Source organism: Flavobacterium sp. 21.1 (assembly GCF_057801535.1).
In genome coordinates this window covers 566,373-584,033 of record NZ_JBYNXA010000004.1, presented here as the reverse complement: position 1 = coordinate 584,033, position 17,661 = coordinate 566,373, and the positions used below count along the sequence as shown (strand labels likewise).

12 protein-coding genes are annotated in these 17,661 nt (G+C 39.9%); 5 read left to right on the top strand and 7 right to left on the bottom strand.

The annotated features are described in order from the left end of the window. Both AC3E9U_RS12025 and AC3E9U_RS12020 read right to left on the bottom strand, forming a co-directional pair. The coding region (locus tag AC3E9U_RS12025; protein WP_488747148.1) for a beta strand repeat-containing protein at positions 1-3,150 on the bottom strand (3,150 nt) is incomplete at its 3' end. A 56-nt stretch (positions 3,151-3,206) separates the two neighbouring features. After that, positions 3,207-3,593 carry a hypothetical protein gene (locus AC3E9U_RS12020; RefSeq protein ID WP_488747147.1) on the bottom strand — a complete coding sequence of 129 codons (387 nt, stop codon included), beginning with the start codon at positions 3,591-3,593 and terminating at the stop codon, positions 3,207-3,209. A 338-nt stretch (positions 3,594-3,931) separates the two neighbouring features. Between AC3E9U_RS12020 and folE the strand changes: the two genes are divergently transcribed. The 4 genes from folE (at position 3,932) to lgt (ending at position 7,452) form a co-directional block, all read left to right on the top strand. Then, on the top strand, positions 3,932-4,603 hold the full coding sequence (folE, locus tag AC3E9U_RS12015) for a GTP cyclohydrolase I FolE (protein WP_488747146.1): 672 nt from the start codon (positions 3,932-3,934) through the stop codon (positions 4,601-4,603). A gap of 30 nt (positions 4,604-4,633) precedes the next feature. Beyond that, the gene (cysS, locus tag AC3E9U_RS12010) at positions 4,634-6,115 is read left to right on the top strand and encodes a cysteine--tRNA ligase (RefSeq protein ID WP_488747145.1); all 1,482 of its coding nucleotides are present in this window, start codon (positions 4,634-4,636) and stop codon (positions 6,113-6,115) included. Positions 6,116-6,183: 68 nt separating this feature from the next. Beyond that, positions 6,184-6,408: a membrane protein insertion efficiency factor YidD gene (yidD, locus tag AC3E9U_RS12005; protein ID WP_488747144.1), complete on the top strand. Its 225-nt coding sequence runs from the start codon at positions 6,184-6,186 to the stop codon at positions 6,406-6,408. A 117-nt stretch (positions 6,409-6,525) separates the two neighbouring features. Then, on the top strand, positions 6,526-7,452 hold the full coding sequence (lgt, locus tag AC3E9U_RS12000; protein WP_488747143.1) for a prolipoprotein diacylglyceryl transferase: 927 nt from the start codon (positions 6,526-6,528) through the stop codon (positions 7,450-7,452). A gap of 445 nt (positions 7,453-7,897) precedes the next feature. Here the strand turns inward: lgt and secDF are convergent, their stop codons facing one another. From secDF to gyrB, 4 genes are all read right to left on the bottom strand, one after another. After that, entirely contained in the window at positions 7,898-10,870 is a 2,973-nt protein-coding gene (gene secDF, locus AC3E9U_RS11995) for a protein translocase subunit SecDF (RefSeq protein WP_488747142.1), read from the bottom strand. A gap of 137 nt (positions 10,871-11,007) precedes the next feature. Next, entirely contained in the window at positions 11,008-11,943 is a 936-nt protein-coding gene (gene mdh / locus AC3E9U_RS11990) for a malate dehydrogenase (RefSeq protein WP_488747141.1), read from the bottom strand. Between the two features lie 75 nt (positions 11,944-12,018). Further along, on the bottom strand, positions 12,019-13,050 hold the full coding sequence (locus AC3E9U_RS11985) for a DUF6588 family protein (protein ID WP_488747140.1): 1,032 nt from the start codon (positions 13,048-13,050) through the stop codon (positions 12,019-12,021). Continuing rightward, positions 13,022-14,962, bottom strand: a complete 1,941-nt coding sequence (gene gyrB, locus AC3E9U_RS11980; protein WP_488747139.1) for a DNA topoisomerase (ATP-hydrolyzing) subunit B — start codon at positions 14,960-14,962, stop codon at positions 13,022-13,024. Before gyrB ends, AC3E9U_RS11985 begins: the two co-directional genes overlap by 29 nt. A 347-nt stretch (positions 14,963-15,309) precedes the next feature. On the opposite strand from gyrB, the gene AC3E9U_RS11975 reads away from it, so the two are divergent. Beyond that, the gene (locus AC3E9U_RS11975; RefSeq protein ID WP_488747138.1) at positions 15,310-15,741 is read left to right on the top strand and encodes a hypothetical protein; all 432 of its coding nucleotides are present in this window, start codon (positions 15,310-15,312) and stop codon (positions 15,739-15,741) included. A 143-nt stretch (positions 15,742-15,884) separates the two neighbouring features. Here AC3E9U_RS11975 and asnB read toward each other — a convergent pair whose 3' ends face one another. Beyond that, a complete protein-coding gene (gene asnB / locus AC3E9U_RS11970) occupies positions 15,885-17,492 on the bottom strand; it encodes an asparagine synthase B (RefSeq protein ID WP_488747137.1) in 1,608 nt (535 codons plus the stop codon). Positions 17,493-17,661: the final 169 nt, after the last annotated feature.

The window sequence follows — 17,661 nt, the reverse complement described above, 5'->3', positions numbered from 1 at the left end:
ATCGTCAACACATGGAGCGGTTCCGGTTAAACTGTATTGGAATGTACTGGTTGTCGCGCCCGTTGCCGCTACGAATGTACCTGCTGCCGCATTAAATGTTCCGCCTGTTCCTGTTAATCTGGTCCAGGTTCCTCCTGGTTGCTCTCCGGTGATTAAACCGAATAAGTCAATCGTTGACGTGTTGGAATCACAAATTGTTGTGGCTCCGTCGGTCCCTGCATATGGCTGTGCATTGATATTGATTGTCGCCACACTCACATCGTTAACACATGGGACAGCTGCAGTTAAACTGTATTGGAATGTACTGCTTGTTGCGCCTGGTGCCGGTACAAAGGTTCCGGCTGCTGCGTTGAATGCTCCGCCTGTCCCTGTTAACCTGGTCCAGGTTCCGCCTGTTTGCTCTCCGGTGATCAAACTAAATAAGTTAATTGATGTTGCACTGGAATCACAAATTGTTATTGCTCCATCTGTTCCTGCATTTGGCTGTGCATTGATATTGACAGTCGCCACACTAACATCGTTAACACATGGAGCAGTTCCTGGTAAAAAGTATTGGAATGTACTGCTTGTTGCGCCCGGTGCCGGTACAAAGGTTCCAGCTGTTGCATTGAATGTTCCGCCTATCCCTGTTAATCTGGTCCAGATTCCGCCCGGTTGCTCTCCGGAGATTAAACCGAACAAGTCAATCGATGCTGTACTGGAATCACAAATCGTTGTAACTCCGTCGGCTCCTGCAATATGTTGCGGATTGATATAGATTGTAGCCACACTCACATCGTCAATACATGGAGCAGTTCCGGTTAAACTGTATTGGAACGTACTGGTTGTTGCGCCGGCTGCCGCTACGAATGTACCTGCTGCCGCATTGAACGTTCCGCCTGTTCCTGTTAATCTGGTCCAGGTTCCGCCCGTTTGCTCTCCTGTGATTAAACCGAATAAATTAATCGACGCTGTATTGGAATCACAAATCGTTGTAGCCCCATCGGTTCCGGCATTTGGTTGTGCATTGATAGTAATCGTCGCCACACTCACATCGTTAACACATGGAGCAGTTCCTGTTAAAAAGTATTGAAATGTACTGGTTGTTGCGCCTGGTGCCGGTAAAAAGGTTCCTGCTAACGCATTGAATGTTCCGCCTGTCCCTGTTAATCTGGTCCAGGTTCCGCCCAACTGTTCTCCGGTAATTAAACCGAATAAGTCAATCGATGCTGTACTGGTATTACAAATCGTCATAGCTCCGTCGATTCCTGCAATTTTTTGTGGAAGGATAGTTATACTCGCCACACTCTCATCTGCAACACATGGACCGACCGCTGCTAAACTGTATTGGAAAGTACTTGTTGTTGCGCCTGGTGCCGCTACGAATGTACCCGCTGCTGCATTGAACGTTCCGCCTGTTCCCGTTAGCCTGGTCCAGGTTCCGCCCGCTAGCTCTCCGGTAATCAAACCGAATAAATCAATCGATGCTGTATTGGAATCACAAATGGTTATAGCTCCGTCGGTTCCGGCATTTGGCTCGTTGACAATGACAACTGTTACAGTACTAACATCATCAGGACAAGGAAAAACCCCTGGAACTGTATAGGTGAATGTAGCTGACACAGTACCAACGGAAGGTGTAAATATTGCAGACATCGGATTAAAAGTACCACCCAAACCTGATGTTTGTGCCCAATTCCCTCCACTTTGCTCTCCTGTAATCACATCATCCAGATGTATCGCATTATGTGTTGAAGAACATAAATTGTACGTACCATCCAAACCAGCATATGCCTGAGGCCGAATATCTATAGTTACAAAACTTTCATCGTTAGTACATGGAGCTGTCCCTGTTAAACTGTATTGAAAGGTACTGGCTGTTGCCCCTACCACAGGCACAAAGGTTCCTGCTGCAGCGTTGAATGTTCCACCTGTTCCTGTTAATCTGGTCCATGTACCACCTGCCTGCGCTCCAGTAAGTAAACCAAACAAATCGATTGGAGTTGCATTTGATTCACAAACTATCGTGCTTCCGTCAGCTCCTGCATTTGGTTGAGTATTTACAACTACCGTACTCGAAACAGCAATTGCAGTTGTACATCCGGGAGGATAATACGTATACTGAACTCCATCAATCCACACTAGCCCACCAGTTTTTGTGATCGTAATTGTATTTGTCGTAACCCCGGTTACAAATGTTATTTGTTGTAAAATGTCATTAGGTGCGGCACTAAACGTAGTACTTGCCGTTCCGTCACTGATAGTAGCACTACTTGAATTGGTATCCCTGGCAATGCTAATGGTAATTGAAGTTCCGGCAGGAACCGTATGCTGAAGTGTTATTGTTAAAACAGGATTGGCATTATCAACAAAGGCACTATTAGCCACCGAGGCAGTAGCTCCCAATACCGAAATCGCTCCCGATGCATCAACAGCATTATTCCCTCCAGATGCCGACAAACCATTCTCTGTCACCGGAGCACTAGGAGATGCAATTGAAGTAGCATTAAAAGTAGCATTGGCAGCGACCGAAGGAACAGTAACACTAGCGGTTCCGCCACCATTTAAAGCTACAGTCTGCGAAGAACCGCCATTAATATTATAGGTCACAGTAGCATTGGGTGTACCATTTAAATTGAATACAGCATTACTACCGGAACAAATTGGTGATGTAGCATTAACACTAGTTAGTGAAGCTGGTACCCCTCCTGATAAAACTACATTTGAAAATGCTCCCGAACATCCGGGAAAATCAGTAATTATATTAGTATAGTTTCCCGCATTTAAACCAGAAATAATAATCTGACCGGCGGCATTACTGTTGAGGACAACCGAAACCGGTGTACCATCATCTTCATAATTAACCGCATAAGAAGTGTTCGGGTTCAAGCCGTCTATTATTACTGAACCATTAGAGCCTCCACAAGTAGGATTAGTGCCTGTTACTACAGGACAAGTTACCGAACGATCAGCAGAGCCAGCGTCTGACCCTGAATTTGTTTGAGTGATGGTTATATACCCGGAAGCGTCATCGAAATTGGTGATCATGACCATATTTCCTCCATTTCCAAATGTATCGGAGCATGTTGCAAATGTCCCGTTTGGTGTACTATAATTTTGAGAAAAAATCGATGAGGAAATCAGGATTAAAAGAAGTAGTGTTTTTTTCATACTCAGCTAGTTTTTCATTATTAAAAGGGGAAGTTTTTAAAAGAGAATCTGTTTCCCTAACCTGTAAAACGATTTATATTAAAGAAACCAAGGAGATTATTCTTTAGAAGATTAAAAGCTGGAACAGAAATTTTTAAATCTATTTCAGGCTTCGACTTGTCTTTATTGGAGAGAGAAAAATAAGATACAGAGCTATTTTTTTTATCTCTGCACTCATGAACAAAAACAGAATTTACCCTGTTTTGTAAAAAATCGGTTATCATTTCCAGTCTTGCACCAGAAGATTTGTGCACAAGTTCATTAGTTTTGCCCTGAAAAAATTCTCGAATAAATAATTCTATCTGTTCATAAGAATACTTATTACTTTGATTTTTATCATTGTTTGACTGTACTGAAATTGTTAACGCGAAAAAAAGTAGAATTACAAGTAATAATTTTTCCATAGCAGACGATTTGGGTTATAAATTATTATGTTTTGGAATTTTAAAAACACGTCATCAATAGCATATATGAATTAATTACTATTAATTATTTGTTAAATACAAAATTTCTAAAATTTTACGGAAAAAATTAATAACTTCTCATGTAATCGATTAAAAACCAATAAAATCGACAAGTAATATCAATTATTTGCAACAAATTTTTTCACAATAAAACAATTCGGTTTTTATTAAAAAACGTAGTCTTTTTCATCGCCTTTATTAAACATTTTATCGATAACAAGCATTTCATATTAATTAATTATCTTTGCGTGGTAACTTTTTAATTCAATTTATCTATAATGATTCACAACGACGATTTGAACGATCAATTAGGAGAAGAACATATCGGCACAAGCGCCCAAACTCCTCTACGTTCTGACGCTTTCGATAAAACTGACGAAGAGAAAATAGCCCTTATAAAAAAGGATGTTCATAATATATTGATCACTCTGGGTCTGGATCTTACGGATGACAGCCTGAAAGGAACTCCGAACCGTGTGGCCAAAATGTTTGTAAAAGAAATTTTCGGGGGACTTCACCCACACAAAAAGCCAAGTTCTTCAACCTTTGAAAACAAGTACAAGTACGGTGAGATGTTAGTGGAAAAAAACATCACTATCTATTCTACCTGCGAACACCACTTATTACCTATCGTAGGCCGTGCACACGTTGCTTACATCTCCAACGGAACCGTTGTAGGACTTTCGAAAATGAACCGCATTGTGGATTATTTCGCTAAAAGGCCTCAGGTACAGGAGCGTCTGACTATCCAGATTGTTCAGGAACTGCAAAAAGTTTTAAACACGGACGATGTAGCTTGTGTAATCGATGCCAAACACCTTTGCGTAAACTCACGCGGGATCCGTGATATCGAAAGCAGCACTGTTACGGCTGAATTCGGAGGAAAATTCAAAGAAGATAAAGTACGTCGTGAATTCCTTGATTATATCAAATTAGACACAACGTTCTAATCAACTAAAACTATTCAATAGCTTATTTATATGCACTTATATCAAAATCAGGCGCTAAAGATTTACAATTCCCTTTCCGGCGAAAAAGAACTTTTCAAACCTATTCATGAAGGTCATGTAGGAATGTATGTTTGCGGACCTACCGTATACAGCAATGTTCACTTGGGAAATTGTAGAACTTTTATGTCTTTTGATATGATTTACAGATACATCAAACATCTGCAATACAAGGTGCGTTATATCCGAAATATTACCGATGCCGGCCATTTAACGGATGACGGCAATGTAGAAAACGACCGTTTTGTAAAACAATCCCGACTTGAAAAATTGGAGCCGATGGAAGTAGTACAAAAATATACGGTAGACTTTCACAAGGTTTTGGAATTACTAAACCTGCTGCCTCCCAATATTGAACCTACGGCAACGGGCCATATTCTGGAACAAATCGAAATTACCCAAAAGTTGATTGAAACCGGTTTTGCTTATATAAGCAATGGTTCCGTATATTTTGACGTATTGGAATACAATAAAAGAGGTTTAAATTACGGCGAATTAAGCAACCGAAACATAGACGAACTCCTTGCCAACACAAGGGATCTGGATGGTCAGGATGAAAAAAAGAATCCTGCTGATTTCGCGCTTTGGAAACAGGCCTCCCCTGCTCACATCATGCGTTGGTCTTCCCCTTGGGGCGACGGATTTCCGGGATGGCATTTGGAATGTACAGCCATGAGCACTAAATACCTTGGACAGCGCTTCGATATCCATGGTGGCGGAATGGATTTAAAATTCCCTCACCACGAATGTGAAATCGCACAGGGAAAAGCCTGCAACGGTACTACTCCTGTAAATTATTGGATGCATGCCAATATGTTGACCATGAATGGGCAGCGCATGAGTAAATCGACAGGAAATTATATCCTTCCGATGGAATTGTTCAATGGTGAAAACACTTTTTTCGAAAAGGCGTTCTCACCAAGCGTAGTACGTTTTTGTTTTTTACAGGCGCATTACCGAAGTGTTCTAGATATTTCCAATGAAGGAATGCTGGCTTCCGAAAAAGGTTTCAGCAGATTAATGGAAGCTGTTGACAATTTGAAAGATCTTCAGGCAGGAGCCACTTCAAGTTTGGATATCGCCGCCTGGAAAACCGCTTGTTATGACGCCATGAATGACGATTTCAACAGTCCGATCCTGATAGCGCAGTTGTTTGAAGCGGTTCGTTATATCAATCTGATGAAAGACGGAAAAGAAAGCCTGAACACAGCGGATCTGGAAACATTCAGAAAAGCGGTTAACGCCTTTGTTTTTGATGTGTTAGGACTTCAGAATGAAAATGAAATCAACGGCAATAACGACAAACTGGAAGGTGTAATCAATATGCTGATTGGAATGCGAAATGAAGCCAGAGCCAATAAAAACTGGGGCTTATCCGATGAAATAAGAGACAAGCTGCTTGAATTGGGCATTCAGTTAAAAGACGGAAAAGAGGGAACAACTTTCAGTTTATAATTCCCGATCAAAATAAGAAAAACAAAAAATGATGAAGTTTATCGCTTCATCATTTTTATTAAAAACCAATGTTAAAAAAAGTAATCATCTTTCCTTTTGTGCTGCTGGTTCGCTTTTACCAGGTGGCCATTTCACCCTACACACCGGGCGTATGTCGCTATACACCAACCTGTTCGCAGTATACGGTCGAAGCCTTAAAGAAACATGGACTTTTCAAAGGCGGATGGTTGGCCATAAAACGCATTAGCAGTTGTAATCCCTGGGGTGGCAGTGGCTATGACCCCGTTCCGTAAATCAGAAGGCAGTCCCGATAGCTTTCGGGAGTAGAAATGAGAATTTTAGGATTAAATTAACCTTAGCTTTTTATCAATTATAATTATATTTACCCCACTTAAGAATATATGCTCAATATGACACACGCATTACATATGATTTGGAACCCTTCCGAAGGAATTGATTTAGGTTTTTTCATGATCCGTTATTACAGTTTAATGTTCATCATTGCTTTTGGACTGGGCTGGTACCTAATGAAACATATTTATCAAAGAGAAGGTGAATCATTGGAAAAACTGGATTCCTTATTCATTTACACTGTATTTGCAACGTTAATAGGAGCACGTTTAGGACATGTATTCTTCTACGACTGGGACTACTTCAAGGACCATCCGGCAGAAATACTTTTACCGTTCCGTTTTCAGCCTGAGTTTGAATTCACCGGTTTTGCAGGCCTTGCCAGCCATGGAGCTGCAATTGCTATCATTGTAACCATGTATTTTTACAGCAAAAAAATCATACACAGACCTCTTTTATGGGTTCTTGACCGTATTGTGATCCCCGTTTCATGTGGTGGTATCTTTGTCCGTTTAGGGAATTTTTTCAATTCGGAAATTGTGGGTAACAAAACTGATTTTTCCCTAGGAATACGTTTTATCAGAGATCAATACACCCCAAGAGAAGCGATGCAGGCTACAGGTCTTCAAAATGCGAACGACGCGTACAAAGCTATTGAAACCAACCCTCAGTTTGCTGAATTACTGAATCATGTAGTAGCAAAACACCCGGCGCAGTTATATGAAGCGTTTGGTTATATTTTCGTATTTGCCATCTTATTTTATTTGTACTGGAAAACAAACGCGAGAGAGAAACTGGGTTACATTTTCGGAATCTTTCTAGTACTACTGTGGACAGTTCGTTTCGTTGTCGAGTTTGTAAAAGAGAGTCAAGGCGGTTTTGAGAACGCTCTAGGCATTTTCTCGACCGGACAATGGTTGAGTATACCTTTTATCATCGTTGGCTTCTATTTGATCTACAGAGCAAAGCAACAACATCAGAATTAAACCCTAATCATAACAAAAAAATCCCAAAGACAACTTCGGGATTTTTTTTGTTTTAAAAAAAAGCAATCCATTTCCACCAGGCGGAGGTTGTCGTTCTCAACTATTATACCAGGCTATAAGAAGCCTTTAAAATAGCTTTAAACGTAATAAAATACGTTACCCTACGTATTAATTGAGGTTAGGAATTCATCTTTTGATATCAGACGTAATTAATTAGAACTCAGGACCTATTTTATCAGTCTTTAAAGGGTTTTAAAACGTATTTAGGATCCGAAAGCTTATGTTCCCCTATAAACCAAAAGACGCGAAAGAAACACGTTTCTTACAGGGATAACTTCACCCCGCCCCAACATCTTAAATCGCTCAAAGACCCTAATATAGTCAAATCAGGTTATAAAAAAAGCCCCACATGGTGTGAGGCTTTTTATAATGTGTCAGCACTAGATTATGCTTCTACTTTAACATCTGCATTTGCTTCAGCGTGAAGTCTTTCAACTTCTTTTTTATCAGCTTTCGGCATAGTATCAACTAATACCGGAGTCGCGATAAATAATGAAGAGTAAGTTCCCACTACGATACCAACCAACATTGCGAAAATAAATCCACGGATAGACTCCCCTCCGAATACAAACATGATACCTAATACGATGATCATCGTTAACGAAGTATTGATCGTTCTTGACAATGTTGTATTAATCGAATCGTTTACGATCTGGTTGAAATCACCTTTTCTGTTACCTAAGATAAACTCACGGATACGGTCAAATACGATTACCGTATCATTCATCGAGTATCCGATAACTGTAAGGATTGCCGCGATGAAATGCTGATCCATTTCCATGTGGAATGGCATGAATTTATATAACAATGAATATAATCCCAATACGAAGATAACGTCGTGAGCAACTGCTGCAAGAGCTCCTAATGAATATTGGTATTTACGGAAAGATACTACTAAGTATAATGCAACAACTAACATTGCTCCTAATACTGCCCAGTAAGAGTTTGTTTTGATATCATCAGAAACAGAAGCACTTACTTTTGTCGCCTGAACAACTCCTAATGTTTTACCTTCAGCAGTATTGATGAACTGATCGTAAGAGATGTTGTTTGAATAATATGGTTTTAAGCCATTGTATAACTTCTCGTTTACTTCTTTATCAACGCCAACACCTTCTTCCTGAACTTTATACTTAGTGATAATTCTCATTTGGCTAGAATTACCAAATTCTTTTACCTCTACGTTCACTCCAAATTCTTTTCCAAGTTTCTCAGAAACTTCAGTTGGGTTCACCGGTTTTTCAAATTTCACCTGGAACGTTCTACCTCCTACGAAATCAACACCCTGGTCTAATCCGTTAATATAGAATGACACACAGCTTATGATTACTACTGTTGTAGAAATCATGTATGACCATTTTTTTGCTCCGATGAAGTCAAAATGGAAGTTAGTGAACCAGTTTTTAGATAATGATGTTGTAAAGTTTAATTTTCTTCCGGCAGCGATATCTTTATCGATAAACATTCTTGCAATGAAGATCGCCGTGAACAATGATGTAAAGATACCAATCAACAACGTAGTCGCAAAACCTTTGATAGGTCCTGTACCGAAGATGAAAAGGATCAAACCTGTTAAGATGTGAGTAACGTTCGCATCGATGATTGAACGCATAGCACCATGCCAGCTGTATGATTCGATTACCGACTCACCTAATGATTTTCCAGAACGTAATTCTTCTTTTGCTCTTTCGTAGATAATGATGTTCGCATCTACTGCAGTACCCATTGTTAACACGATACCCGCAATACCAGGCAATGTCAAGACAGCACCTAAACTAGCTAGGATACCAAATAAGAATAATAAGTTTACTAATAATGCAACGTTAGCATACCAACCTGCTTTACCATAGTAAACAACCATCCATAAACATACTAACAACAATCCTACGATTGAAGATGTGATACCGTTATCGATAGCTTGCTGACCTAATGACGGACCAACAACCTCAGACTGAACGATCTCAGCAGAAGCCGGTAATTTACCTGCTCTTAAGATGTTTGCTAAGTCTTTTGTCTCAGTTACATCAAATACACCTGAAATCTCAGAACGTCCTCCTGCAATCGGACCTGAAGAAACTCCAGGAGCAGAATAAACGATATTATCCAATACAATTGCAATATTGCTTTGTTGTGTAAATGCTTTTCCTGTTAACTCTTCCCAAGCTTTTGCTCCAGAAGCGTTCATCTGCATAGTTACAGACGGTCTTCCCATTTGGTCAAAAGACTCAGAAGCATCTGTAATTACTCCACCACTTAGAGGCGGTACACCATCTCTGTTAGTTTTAAGAGCATATAATTCAACTACATCCGGAGTTTTAGTATTTACTTTACCCCAAGCGAAACGTGCGAAACGTTGTTCTGCCGGTAATAAAGCACGGATGTCAGCTCTTTTTAAATAGCTGTTAACTTTTGCAGTATCTTTTGGATTGAAATAAGCTAAAACCGGGCTTCCTTGTTGTCCGCCGCCTTTAACTAAATCCAATAATGGGTTCTCACCTTTTTTAGCTCCAAGTGAATCTGCAGCTTTGTTTTTAAGCAAAGATTCAACATCAGTACCTTTCTTAGCAGTTGTATCTACAACAGCAACATTTTTCTCAGTTTTCTTTAAAGCTTCGTTTGCAGCCATTAAGAAATTAGAGATCTCATCTGTTTTATAAGTTTCCCAGAACTCTAACTGAGCTGTACTCTGTAATAACTTTTGGATACGGTCGATATCTTTAGCACCCGGAAGTTCTACCAAGATTCTTCCTGACTCTCCTAATTTCTGAATGTTAGGCTGAGTTACACCAAATTTGTCGATACGTTCTCTCAATACTCGGAATGCACTTTCTACAGACTCAGATACTTTTTTTCTGATGATGGTTTTAACCTGCGCATCTGACATTGTAAAATTAATATCACTTAAATTTCTGTTAGCGAAAATTTCAGGTGATGATAATTTTGTTGTTCCGTTTGAAACCTGCTCAAAAGCAATAAAGAAAGCGTCAAGATAATCCTGATTTCCTTCTCTGTTTTTTGTTGCTTCTGCAAGCGCCTTGTTAAACACCGGATTTTTTGAATTGTTTGCCAATCCTTTCAATACGTCTTTAACCGAAATCTGAAGGATTACGTTGATTCCACCCTCAAGGTCAAGACCTTTATTGATTTGTTTTGCTCTTACATCATTGAAAGTATGACCTAAAAACACTTTTTCTTTACCAATAGAGTCTAAGTAAAACAACTCTCTCTTAGAATCGCCATTCGCAAATGCCTTTGCTTTACTCTCAATATTATTGGTAACAACGGTGAAGGAAAGCTGGTAAATACTTACCAATGCAAATAAAATTGCAAAAAATTTAATGAGTCCTTTATTCTGCATTACTACTAAAAATTAATTATTCTTTTTTCAAAAACGAGCAAATATATACTTTACGAAAATATTAACCAATTTATTTCTTAATTATATCCAAAAAAAAAGACTGCCGTAAGCAGTCTTCATTTTTTTCTTTCAAAATATTAAGCCAAAACCGATTTCAAATCCGCATTCATAGCGCGAACTGCATCGGCACTTTTGGCAAATAATGCTTTTTCTGCATCGTTCAGTTTAATGTCGATGATGGATTCTATTCCGTTTTTACCAATAATACAAGGAACACCCATACAAATATCTTCCTGACCGTACTCTCCTTCAAGGAAAACAGAACAAGGAATCATTTTTCGCTGATCGTTTAAGATACTGTCAACCAGATAAGCAACGGAAGCTCCCGGCGCATACCATGCCGAAGTCCCTAACAAACCTGTTAATGTCGCTCCTCCAACCATCGTATCAGCAGCTACTTTATCCATTTCTTCCTGAGACATGAATGTAGAAATCGGAACTCCGCAATAAGAAGCTAAACGCGTTAAAGGAATCATCGTTGTATCTCCATGACCACCAATAACCATTCCGTCAATATCATTAGCTGGTTTGTTCAACGCTTTTGATAAATAATATTTAAATCTGGAACTGTCTAAAGCACCTCCCATTCCGATAATTCTGTTTTTTGGTAATCCTGTTGCTTTCAAGGTAAGATATGTCATTGTATCCATAGGATTTGAAACCACAACAATGATAGCATTTGGAGAAAATTTCAGCACATTATCCGCTACACCTTTCACGATCCCGGCATTAATACCGATAAGTTCTTCACGTGTCATTCCAGGTTTTCTGGGAATACCTGAAGTAATTACCACCACATCACTTCCTGCAGTTTTAGAATAATCATTAGTGCTTCCTGAAACACGTGTATTAAAACCGGTTGTTGGTGCGCATTGAGAGATATCCATTGCTTTACCTTCAGCAAAACCTTCTTTGATATCTAACAAAACTACTTCACTGGCTATTCCTCTGTAAGAAATCACATCTGCACAAGTGGCACCTACATTTCCGGCACCGACTATTGTTACTTTCATAATTTTAATATGTTTTTTGGGTTGTTTAATTTATAATAGATGCTAAATATATTAAATTAACCAATAACAAAAACATTAAAATTCATATTGAACCGAAAAATTTGTGTTAATAAACTTTCCAAAACCGATTACGGGCTGCAAAAACACTTTATTAATTCGGTAGCGACCTGAAACCTCCCCCATCACATTGGTTTTGGTTTTAGCCAATTGCTCCAGTTTCTTATTCAAAATATCCTGAAGCGGGATTATCTGCTCAATTTCTCCTTTTTCACCACCAACAACATATTCAAATTTACTGCTATTGACAATCACCCCCCCCATCAATTCGAAATTCCCAAACTCTTTCGAACCGTTTAACTGGAACTGCCACGTATCCACCAATCCGTTAAGTCGGTTAATCCCCAAACTCCCATATTGTGTCGGAATTGAAACAAAGTCGAAACTAATATCTTCTTTGGAATAAGCCGCTAAAGCAGAAAAATGAATTTTTTGAGCTTCCAGATTTTTGAAATACTGACTCAGATTATGCTTTAACCCAAAGCCATACACCTGATAATCCCCTTTTTTAAGCTTGGTTTTAGGGGAATATTTCACCACCACTTCCGTCCCGTACCATAAGCCGACAGATCCCTGCAGATAAGGATAAAATATCGTTTCCTGATTAACCCCTTCCGGTGTTTTCAGTCGGATCTGTTCACCATCGAGATCGCCAACCAAATACACCTGAGAACTACTACCTAATGCGGTTGGCACAGTAGCCGAAGAAGCCCCTTCAATCTGAAAAAAGGAAAAATCACTGTTTTTTATCTCAAAACTTCTGTCGCGTTTAGGCACAAAAAAAATATTGGAATGCAACCCCAGGGTCACATCCCACAATTTTCTTTTCTTAGGAGAAGTAATCCAACCCGATGCGGCCTGATAAACGGCCGCATCCGTAGCTGGAGTTATATATTGATCGGAATAAAACAACGCGTCATTAAGCAGGTTTTCAACATCCTGAAACGTTTCTGAAGTTTGCGCTTTTACTTTAAGAGCAAAACACAAACAAACCAAAAAATACCCTGCAGCAACGATTGATTTACGCATCGATCTTTGCGTAAGCTGCATTTTTTTCGATGAACTCTCTACGTGGCGGAACTTCATCCCCCATCAGCATCGAGAACACACGGTCAGCCTCAGCCAAACTGTCAATTCCTACCTGACGTAAAGTCCTGAATTCCGGATTCATGGTAGTTTCCCACAATTGTTCCGCGTTCATCTCTCCAAGACCTTTATAACGCTGAATACCGGTTCCTCCACCCATTCTCTCGGAAATCTCATCACGTTGCGCATCCGTCCATGCGTATTCTTTTTTATTACCTTTCTTCACCATATATAAAGGCGGAGTGGCAATATAAACGTAGCCATTCTCAATCAGCTCCTTCATATAACGGAAGAAGAACGTTAAAATCAGCGTAGAAATGTGACTACCGTCCACGTCGGCATCACACATGATCACTACTTTATGGTAACGTAATTTCTCAAGATTTAATGCTTTACTGTCTTCTTCAGTACCGATGGTCACCCCTAAAGCAGTAAAAATATTGCGGATCTCTTCATTCTCAAACACTTTGTGGTGCATCGCTTTTTCCACATTCAGGATCTTACCCCTTAATGGCATAATAGCTTGAAACGCACGGTCACGACCTTGTTTGGCCGTTCCACCCGCCGAGTCCCCCTCAACAAGGAACACCTCACATTTTGCCGGATCCTGCTCTGAACAATCGGATAGTTTACCCGGCAATCCACCGCCACCCATTACGGTTTTGCGCTGTACCATTTCACGGGCTTTTTTCGCCGCATGACGTGCCTGAGCCGCCAAAATTACTTTCTGAACAATGATTTTAGCATCATTTGGATTCTCTTCCAAATAATTCTCCAACATTTCAGCAACCGCCTGAGACACAGGAGAAACAACCTCCCTGTTACCCAATTTGGTTTTAGTCTGTCCTTCAAACTGAGGCTCAGACACTTTTACCGAAATAATAGCTGTCAAACCTTCACGGAAATCATCTCCTGAAATTTCGAATTTCAATTTATCCAACAACCCGGAAGCATCAGCATATTTCTTCAATGTACGGGTCAATCCCATACGGAAACCTTGCAAATGCGTACCTCCTTCGTGTGTATTGATGTTATTTACGTAAGAGAAAATGTTTTCGGAGTAACTGTCATTGTAAATCAAAGCCACTTCCACCGGAACTTCCCCTTTATCATTTTCCATGCTGATCACGTGACCAATAATTGGCACACGGTTACCATCAAGGAACTTAACGAATTCTTTCAAACCTTCTTTTGAGTGGAACGTTTCCCCTACAAAATTTCCATCTTTATCCGTATCTCTTTTATCCGTCAACGTAATCGTGATTCCCTTGTTAAGGTACGCCAACTCACGCATACGCGCCGCTAACGTATCATAAGAAAACTCTAAGGTTTGCTGAAAAATAGTCCCGTCAGGCTTGAACCAAACCGTTGTTCCGCGCTTGTCGGTTTCACCAACCTGCTTAACCGGGTACATCGCCTTACCTCTCTCGTATTCCTGCTCGTACACTTTTCCTTCTCTGAAAACCGTAGCTTTCAAATGATCAGACAACGCATTAACACACGACACACCAACCCCGTGTAAACCTCCGGAAACCTTATAAGAATCTTTATCGAATTTACCTCCAGCCCCAATTTTGGTCATTACAACCTCAAGAGCAGAAACACCTTCTTTTTTATGAATATCTACCGGAATTCCTCGACCATTATCTTCAACAGAAATCGAGTTATCCTCGTTAATTGCTACATGAATAGTATCGCAATGTCCGGCTAACGCTTCGTCAATCGAGTTATCCACTACCTCATAAACCAAGTGGTGAAGTCCTCGAACCCCTGTGTCACCAATGTACATCGAAGGACGCATCCTTACGTGTTCCATTCCCTCAAGCGCCTGAATACTGTCTGCCGAATAATTGTTTTTCTTTACTTCTTCGCTCATAATCTATATTGTGAATGTCTATTTTTTTGTATAACGAGCAAATATATGAAATTGAAGATTATTTTACGTTAAAAATAACCCAACCAAATGCTAAGTTATTAACAAAAAAGGCTGTTTTATCGACAATACTCCGAACAGTATTTAAACCGCAAATCCATATCGTTTTGACTCTTCAATTCCTATTAAGGCCAATCCAATTATCACACCTCAAATTGGCCCTTTTTCAATCGTTCACCGATTTCAAATTTTCGATACAACGCGGAAAAACCACCTTCAAACCCCAATTAGAATTAATTCGTTTAAAAAAATACTTTTATCTTTACATGTAACATTTTAACAAAAAAAATATGAAAAATTTAATAGTATTATTGGTTTTTGCATTATTCTTTAGTTGTGCAAATGTTTTTGGACAAGCCAGAAGCGAATTGAACTTTGGTCTTGTAGGTGCTAATATTGAAATCCCTGTACATAAGGACATTACAATTGCTCCCGGAATCGGAACCAATCTGGAACTTGATTGGTTAAATATAGGCGTAAAAGGGAACTATTATTTTGATCATGTCTTTGGTCTTTCCGATCCTGCGTGGGATGTCTATGGCGGAGCCAATTTAGGATATGCCGTCCCGTTGGAAGACAATGATGATGATGGTGACCTTGATCTGGGTCTTCAGGTCGGCGGACGCTGGTTCTGGAATGAAAAATGGGGCTTATATCTGGAATTGGCAGGAGGAAACACTTCAGGTTTTTCCCCCTTCATTGGATTAACCGTGAAATTGTAACGGAACAATTCTGCGCAGCACAAGTCCTGAGAGAAATCTCAGGGCTTTTTTATAGCTAATGCGGCAATATCCTCAATGGTTTAGCAAAATAAAAAACGCCGGTTAAAATCCGACGTCTTTCAAATAAACAAACCAAATTTAAATTATACTGCTATTACTTTTAAATCACTTTTAACGTGCGCCGCATTTGCCCTGCCGCTCGGATCCTGGTTCGTCTGCCATTTCGGGATCCATTTTCGAACCGTTTTAGCCGCGTCTTCCTGAGGGAAATGCTTATGAAATATAGTTCTGTAAAAAAAGGCTTCTTTTGTTGCAGGTGTGTTGTGAGGAAACAATTCGGCGGCCTTAGCAAATTCAACATCCGAGACCTGAGCCGAACAATGCTCAATTAATGTATCGATCCAACTATATCCTACTCCATCCGAAAACTGCTCTTTCTGGCGCCATAAAACACTTTCCGGCAAATAAGGCAGCTCGGGTGTATCAAAGGCTTCACGAAGGATGTATTTCTCGATCCCATCATACGTTGACGGCATTTTTTCTTCGGGTTGGATTTTGATGGCCAATTCCAAAAATGCTTTATCCAAAAACGGTACCCTTGCTTCCAAGCCGTGCGCCATAGTTGATTTATCGGCGCGAAGCAAATCTGCAGTCGACAAAAGCTGTACACGCTCTATGGTTTCCTTTTGAAAATCCGCAACAGTCGGGGCATTTCTGAAATACAGATACCCTCCAAAAATCTCATCGGAACCTTCTCCGGAAAGCACAACCTTGATCCCTCTATCCGTAATCGCCTTTGACAGAAAATACATTGGCGTACTGGCGCGAATCGAAGTCACATCATAAGTTTCCAAATGCCAGATTAGTTTATCTAAAATCGCTATTCCTTCTTCAACCGTAAAATGGATCTCATGGTGTTCCGTCTCCAAAAAACGGGCTACATCTCTTGCCGCAACAGCATCCGGAGCAGTCGCATCTAAACCTACCGAAAACGAATGCAGTTTTTCACCATTTTGTGCTTTCAGCAAACGTGACGCGATGGAAGATATCAAAGAAGAATCCAATCCGCCTGAAAGCAGCACCCCAATAGGTACATCGCTCATCAAACGCTTTCTCACGGATTCAGTTAAAGTATCTCGGATTGCTTTTAAATCCAATTTTTCATCGGCAAGCCATTCGTCTTCCCATTTTGGCTGATAATATTTTACCAAACCTGTTTTAGGTGTATAATAATGCCCGGGCGGAAAGGCCTCAAAAGCTTCACACTGATCCGCAATCGCTTTCATTTCAGAAGCAAAATACATGCGGCCTTCACTGTCTTTTCCATAATACAATGGTTTTACGCCCAGCGGATCACGACCTGCAATGAAATCGTCGCCGTCTATAACCACAAAGGCAAAAATCCCATCGAGTTTATCGCAAAAATCGTATCCGAATTCTTCATAAAGGTGAACAATTACTTCCGAATCAGAAGTGGTTCTGAAGGTATGGTGGCTCAATACGGTTTCTCGCAGCTTCTGATGATTGTAGATCTCACCGTTGTGCACCATCCAGGCTGAAAAGGTTCCCTGAATCGGTTGTTTTCCCGTATGCAAGTCTACAATCGACAAACGTTCATGACTTAAAAAATGTCCATTTTCAGTGATGTGTAAATCGCTTTCGTCCGGTCCGCGATGTGACATTCTTTTTGACAATTCCTTCACTAAAACTTCGTCTGTCTGTTTTCCGATAACTGCTAATATTCCGCACATAATAATTTCGTTTTATGTTTTATTATGAAACAAAATTGCGTTTTAAAGTTTTAATTATAAACTATAAATACATATTTAATTACAATTTTAAATTTTAAAACATAATTTACAACTAAAATGCAGTTTGGATTACAAAAAACAGCCGTTCTGACTTACAGATTGTAATTTT